This is a genomic window from Pseudoalteromonas sp. 5Ae-yellow, assembly GCF_014077565.1.
Lineage (GTDB): Bacteria > Pseudomonadota > Gammaproteobacteria > Enterobacterales > Alteromonadaceae > Pseudoalteromonas.
Window position 1 is genome coordinate 20,839 of the sequence record NZ_JACGWD010000061.1, and the last position, 6,547, is coordinate 27,385.

Annotated in this window: 4 protein-coding genes; 3 read left to right on the forward strand and 1 reads right to left on the reverse strand. The window is 37.8% G+C overall.

What is annotated here, in order from left to right:
* Positions 1 to 103 precede the first annotated feature (103 nt).
* Positions 104 to 1,132, forward strand: a complete 1,029-nt coding sequence (gene serB, locus H4J63_RS15210) for a phosphoserine phosphatase SerB (protein ID WP_182197384.1) — start codon at positions 104 to 106, stop codon at positions 1,130 to 1,132.
* Positions 1,133 to 1,152: 20 nt separating this feature from the next.
* On the opposite strand, the gene H4J63_RS15215 is transcribed toward serB, so the two are convergent.
* Positions 1,153 to 3,630, reverse strand: a complete 2,478-nt coding sequence (locus H4J63_RS15215; RefSeq protein WP_182197386.1) for a PilZ domain-containing protein — start codon at positions 3,628 to 3,630, stop codon at positions 1,153 to 1,155.
* Positions 3,631 to 3,994: 364 nt separating this feature from the next.
* Between H4J63_RS15215 and radA the strand changes: the two genes are divergently transcribed.
* On the forward strand, positions 3,995 to 5,380 hold the full coding sequence (gene radA / locus H4J63_RS15220) for a DNA repair protein RadA (protein ID WP_182197388.1): 1,386 nt from the start codon (positions 3,995 to 3,997) through the stop codon (positions 5,378 to 5,380).
* A gap of 75 nt (positions 5,381 to 5,455) precedes the next feature.
* Positions 5,456 to 6,388, forward strand: coding sequence for a hypothetical protein (locus tag H4J63_RS15225; RefSeq protein ID WP_002958768.1), 933 nt, complete (start codon positions 5,456 to 5,458; stop codon positions 6,386 to 6,388).
* Positions 6,389 to 6,547 lie beyond the last annotated feature (159 nt).

Here is a 6,547-nt window from a genome sequence, read left to right on the forward strand (position 1 = left end):
ACTAACTATAACCTTAAACCCCACCTGATGGCGAATTTAGTGTTGAGAATACCAGTTATGATATGCCAATTATCAGGAAAATAAAAATAAACACGGAGATCCCATGTCGCAAATCAACATGGCACAGCAAGCTGCTGAGCAACCATTACAACACTTAACTCTAAATAAATGGTTTAGCTATAGTGGTGGTGTATCTACACCTCTCGATTATATTCCAAACAAAGCATTAGGGTTATTTAGCATCGCATTTGCAGGTGATTTTGCAGAAAAACACATTGCCAATATTGTTGACTTTTTAGCGACACATAACCAAAACGTCACCGCTATATGCCAATACCAACCTGATTTAGGGCTTGCACCAGCACTGTGTTTTTACGCGCAAAATGCAGATAAAACTATAAACCCGTTAGTACTACAAGAATTTTCAAACACGCTTGATTGTCAATTAGTGCAAGTTGATACGCCGCCTAATTTATATGAGCCAGGTTTATTGGTTATGGATATGGACTCAACTGCAATAACTATTGAGTGCATAGACGAAATAGCACGCCTTGCGAACGTATACGATGAAGTTGCCTCTGTAACTGCACTTGCAATGGCGGGTAAACTTGATTTTAGTGAGAGTTTATATCAGCGTGTAGCTAAGCTTGAAGGTATTGAAAAAAGCTTAATTGAAGAGCTGAAAAGTACATTACCATTGATGCCTGGTATTAAAATACTGTGCCAAATTTTAAAGCAACATAAGTGGTATTTGGCGATTGCCTCAGGTGGTTTTGTGCCTTTTGCAGAGCGTGTACAAGAGCTGATTAATTTAGATGAAGTGCACGCTAATGAGCTCGAATTTAAAGACGACAAGCTAACAGGTAAAGTACTGGGTACGATTGTCGATGCGCAGCAAAAAGCGGTCGTTTTAGAGGTGCTTCAGCAAAAGCTAGGGCTTAAAAAAGCACAAACTGTAGCTATTGGAGATGGCGCAAATGATCTAGTCATGATGGCAAAAGCAGGCCTAGGTGTGGCCGTACATGGTAAGCCTAAAGTGGTTGAGCAAGCACAAGCGGCTATTTGTGATGGGTCATTATTGCAATTGTTGTATATGTTGGCTATTCCGTTAGAAAAACAACCAACACTTTAAAATAAATTAAGTTAAACCGCTTAACGTAAGCGGTTTAACCAAATTAGCTTACGGCGGCTCATTTGTGCTACTTGCTCTTTTTTTAGTTCTAAATGGCTTAGCGCTTCTTCAGTTATATCTACTACATCACCTACACCAGCTACGGCCCATAAGGCTTCTTCTAAATCTTTAGCTTTGTGCATTGCGTACTGACTTACGTATTTTAGCTCATTAGAAAGATAATCAGTATCGGGGCGACCTGTGCGCGATATATACAAACGCATTACGAATATAAGTTGCGATGTAATACCTTTACTAATTTGTTTATAAAAGCTTGAGTAGTCTTCACCTAAAGCGCATTGGCTAACAATAGCCTCTTCAATACTGCCTTTTCGAGGATCGAAGTTAATAGCAAGTGTAAAAGCAAGCGGTGCATCTTGGCGGCTGCGATCTTTAATATTTGGTGTTATTACATTAATAATTTGCTCTTCGGTCAGAATGCTCGAAAAGTCAGTTTTGTTACTTAATAAACCAAAGTTTTGCAAAATTACGTGAATAGGGCTGGCGTATAACCCATATCCAATTGCACCCGTTTTAAAGTGTGCAGCTTCTTTGTGTAAATATAGCGGAAATTGGCAAACGCTTTTTGTTACCATATTTCTAAGTGCGGTAGATAAGCCTTCTACTTTAGGTGCTTCTTCAGATACTTTAAGTTTGTCTTTATTACCTTCTATTAGCTGAGTGAAAAAGGTCACGCCAGCATGGGGTAAATCAGCAATACGATTTGCTTTTAGGTTAATAGTAGTAAATGACTTACTGATGGCCATTACTTCGTACTTTAGTTCACTAAGCTTATGCTTTTTAGTTATTTTTTGAAGTTCAGGGAATGCTAAAAGTACTATATCGCCTTTTTTAAATGTGACAGGTTGTTCGCACTCTAACTGCAAACCCATTACCGAAAAGTCACGTGTATAGCCGTTAAATACCTCATCATTAATAGTGACACTAACAGGTGTTTTATAAAGATAGCGCTTATGCGAGCGTAAATTTACGTATTCAAGTGGCACAATATCTAAGTAGGGTGGTGTTTTGTGTTTTGCGTGGCCAAAGTGCTTAAGCTGATTTACTAATGCTTTATCAAAAGTAAGTTGTTTATAATTTGCTTGTTCAGCTTTATTGCCGATATTTGTAAGTACAACAATATACTTAACATCTTTTATAAGGCCTTTTACACGAGGTGAAGGTGGCTTATTTAATTTTTCTATATTTTCACCGGCACTATTAGGTAGTGAAAGCGGTATAAAAGAATCATCTGGATGACTTGGCATTATTTGTATTTTAAAACACTGCCAGCTCTCTTTTTGGCTACCAAAACCTAAAAATAGATCACGTAATTTAGGGTTGTTATTTAACTCTGTACGCGTCGCTGAGTAGTAATAAATTTTACCTGATGATATATGTGTAAATGTATAGAGGTAATCTTCTTTTACTGCGGTAATTTGAGTTAGTAATTGTGTAATACGCTGATGATTAAGTATATTGTACAAACACGGTATTTTTCTTTCATCGGTAAAGTAGCGCTGAATAAAAATATTATTTTCAGTGGTAAGGCTAAGGCTTGGGTAATATTGCTCATCTTTTTTACTTAAAAACACATATAAAGACGTTACGCGAGGAATGTAGTACTGCTCATACCCCTTTGATACTACAGCATCGAGCGTATTATCTAGATTTACTTTATAACGACGCTTATTACCATGAATAAAACTTTCTAAAAAGTCATTAAAGGCATCGTTGTTTTCTATATAAGTGCGCTTTAAGCGTATGTGATTAAATTCACGAGAGATATTTTCTACTGCAACAACTTCGTATTGAATACCGTTTTTTAGGCCAAGTTCAAAGTCTTGCTCAAGGCCTACTAAGCGCATTGCGATGAGTTCGCCTTTTTTTATAGAGTAGCGCGTTGCAAGCTTAACTTTACAACCGCTTAAAGATATATCTGAGGTGCTAGCAGCAATGTTCTTTTTATCTTTGTAATCAATCGTTACTTTTATTGAGTAATTCATCCGCTCTTCTCGGCGGCTCTCGTAAGAGGCAAACTTAATTACTTCAGTGTTTAAGTTATTTTCTAACTCTTGTAACTCTGATTTTTCGGCTGCTTGTTTTTGTAATACGCGGTGGTTATTTTCTGTATTCATTACGGCTTCGTAAACAGCTAAGGTGTATTCACCATGTTGTTTAAGCGCTTTTTCAAACACTTCAATGGCTGTGTCATCCATAAAGTGTTGCTTGCCGTTATGCTCATATGGTTTTACTTGGCCTGTCACTAATCCGCGAAGATCAACAAAACGTGCCACTGGCTGAGATAAACGCGACATTTCCATTTTCATTAAAAATTGCTCAGGTTTAGTTAACCCTGCGGTTTTTGATTTGAAAATTAGATCAAATTTAGCGTTGCCTAAATATGTTTTTAACTCATTCACGAGGTCTTCGTGTTTGAGCATTATGTCATCAGCCATTTATAAAACCATCACCGTCTAATTGAAAAAATAGGTATACTGTTAAGTCCATTTATTAGAAGTTCAATAAACGTTAAATCGCGCTATGTTATTAATATAGGTACAATTATTTGAGTTACTACTGTTTAGCTCTTGTTATGTATGTGTTATTTGCCATTTTATTGGCAAGTTACTTTAAACTATTACAAAGCAAAAAGTATGCCCTAAATTATAGCTAAAAAGAAACACCATGTGTATTTATTGATTGTGACGCTAGATTTTTAAGCAGGCAAGAGTTTGTTGCTAAGTAAATGCCTGAAATGGCAAAATAAGCGCTTAATAGTAAGAATTTTTTTAATTTAAAGAATAGTAGGTAAAGTTATCAATGGCTAAAGCGGCAAAAGTAGAATTTGTTTGTACCGAATGTGGCATGAACTATCAACGTTGGCAGGGTCAATGTCGCTGCGGTGCGTGGAACACATTAGCGGAATTTAAACCTTCAGCAGGGCACAGTAAAAAAGCATCAATACGAGCAAGCGTTGGTGGTTATGCTGGTGGTGTTGGTGGTGGCTCTAAAAAAATCAATGATATTGCTACATCAGAGGCTGAAAAGCAGCTAACTGAAATCGGCGAGCTTGATCGCGTACTAAGCGGCGGGGTGACTACTGGCTCTGTTAATATAATTTCGGGCGATCCGGGGGCGGGTAAGACAACTTTGCTATCTGACCTAGTGGCGAGAATGTCACAGCGGATGCCGTCACTTTACTGTACGGCAGAAGAATCTTTATCGCAGTTTAAAAACAGGGTAAATCGTTTAAAGTTAAACTATAACCCGGACGAGCTTTATTTACTTTCAGAAACGAGCGTTGAAACCATCATCGAAGAGCTCGAGAAAAATAAAATTAAGTTTGCTGTTATTGACTCTATTCAAGCTGTTGTAACCGATACGGCAAATGGTAGCCCAGGTTCGCCTTCGCAAGTAAAAAGCGCCGCCCAAGCATTAACTCAGTACTGTAAGCAAAATGATGTAACCATGTTCATTATTGCTCACGTAAATAAAAATAACGAAATAGCAGGCCCTCAAACACTTGTACATATTGTTGATGCGCTTTTACACATAGATACCAACGATGGGCAAATACGAACCCTTAGGGCAAATAAAAATCGCTTTGGTGATATTGATACTGTTGGCATTTTTAAAATGTGTGAACGTGGGATGTTAAGCGTTGATAATCCAAGTGAAATATTTTTATCGGGTTCAACCACCGACTCACCTGGCTCTACTATTACCTGTATTCGTAAAGGGAATCGTAATTTATTGCTTGAGATTCAATGTTTAACTACCGAAACAGAAGCTGAATTTCCGCAGCGTGTTTGTGTTGGTTTAAATATGAATCGTATAAAAATGCTGACTGGCATATTACGAAAACACACTAAAACTAAAATATTTCACGATACGTTTTTTAATATTGTGGGTGGTTTAAGAATTGATGAGACAGAAACCTGCATCGATTTAGCATTAGTAACCGCGTTACTTAGCAGTTTAAACGAATTTGTTGTACCTCGTACCACGTGTATTATGGGTGAACTTAGCTTAAACGGCGATGTACGCCCAATAGACAGTGGTGTACCGCGTGTTAAAGAGGCTGCACAACATGGTTTTACAGAAATATATATTCCATTTCGTAATTACCATAAATCGATGGAAGGGCTAGGCGCTAAAATTACCCCTGTAAAAACCGTACATGAGTTACTTAGTTTGATTAATTAACACTTATCGGTGATGTTCTTCAGTGTTACTCTTAAGTTGAGACACTTTATAGAAAGAATTAAATAAGGAAATGACATGAAAAAATTAGTTATAGTTGCAGCTCTTGTGGCCGCAGGCGTGGGTGGTGTTAGTTACGCAAACTACGTAGCAACTCAAGAAGTGCGTGCAGAAGTAGATAAGCAACTTGCTTTAGTAAGCGAGCAAACTGGCGCTACATTTAAATACGCTGGTTTATCGGCAAGTGTTATTTCAAAGAGTGTAGAAATAACAAACATGGAAGTAATAAGCCCTGAAGGTGACAATGTTGCTAATATTCAAAGCATTGAAATAACTGGCTACGAGCCGGATAAAATATCACCACATACATCATTTGATGTAAAAAGCTTTCAGTTTGATAAAAGCTTCGTATCAAAATTACCAGCTGATACAAACGAAATGTTAGCGTCGGCAAGTTACGACTTACATTCATCACTTGATTACGATGAAGAGTCTGGCAATAGTGATGTAGTAGTTAAGCTTGATGCAAAAGACATTGTTAGTTTTAATATGGATATGGGTTTAGCTAATTCAAAAGCGTTAATGGATGCTTCATTGGCTATTAGCAAGGCGCAGCAAGAAGCGGGGGATCAACCGCTGACGTATGAGCAAGAATTACAGCAGCAAACACTTGTTATGCAAGCAATGAGTAAATTAGAGCCGCGTAATGTTAGCTTTGCCTTAAATAACCAGGGTAAATTAAAAGATTTACTCTCAAGCGAGCTTGAAAAGCAAGGTATGACGCTTGAGCAAATGGAAATGACGCTAGAGCAACAGTTACAACAAGCTCCTGTAACTGAAGATATTGCAGAGGCTTTAACTAGCTTTGCGAAAGGTTTAAATTCATTCAGTGTGTCTGCAAAGCTACCTGAAGGTAAAACTATGATGGAAATTAACCAACAAGTTATGATGCTAGTAGGGCAACCTGAAGAGCTAGTTAAGTTTATTAACTTAGAAGTTAAAGGTGATTAGGCCTTAGTTCTGTATTAATAAAGGCGCCAATTGGCTGTCTCTTGATCACAAGTCTGACTCAAGAGATTTTGCTAAATCGTAGCCTTCCAGGATGGCTTGTAACTTAAGCCATCCTTTCCATAACACTTTCACAGATGCACGCCCTGTGCGCTTGGTATC

What these genes read in the sequence shown, in the direction of transcription:
- serB (WP_182197384.1), top strand. Translation starts at nt 104, where the DNA reads ATGTCGCAAATCAACATGGCACAGCAAGCTGCTGAGCAACCATTACAA.
- H4J63_RS15215 (WP_182197386.1), bottom strand. Translation starts at nt 3,630, where the DNA reads ATGGCTGATGACATAATGCTCAAACACGAAGACCTCGTGAATGAGTTA.
- radA (WP_182197388.1), top strand. Translation starts at nt 3,995, where the DNA reads ATGGCTAAAGCGGCAAAAGTAGAATTTGTTTGTACCGAATGTGGCATG.
- H4J63_RS15225 (WP_002958768.1), top strand. Translation starts at nt 5,456, where the DNA reads ATGAAAAAATTAGTTATAGTTGCAGCTCTTGTGGCCGCAGGCGTGGGT.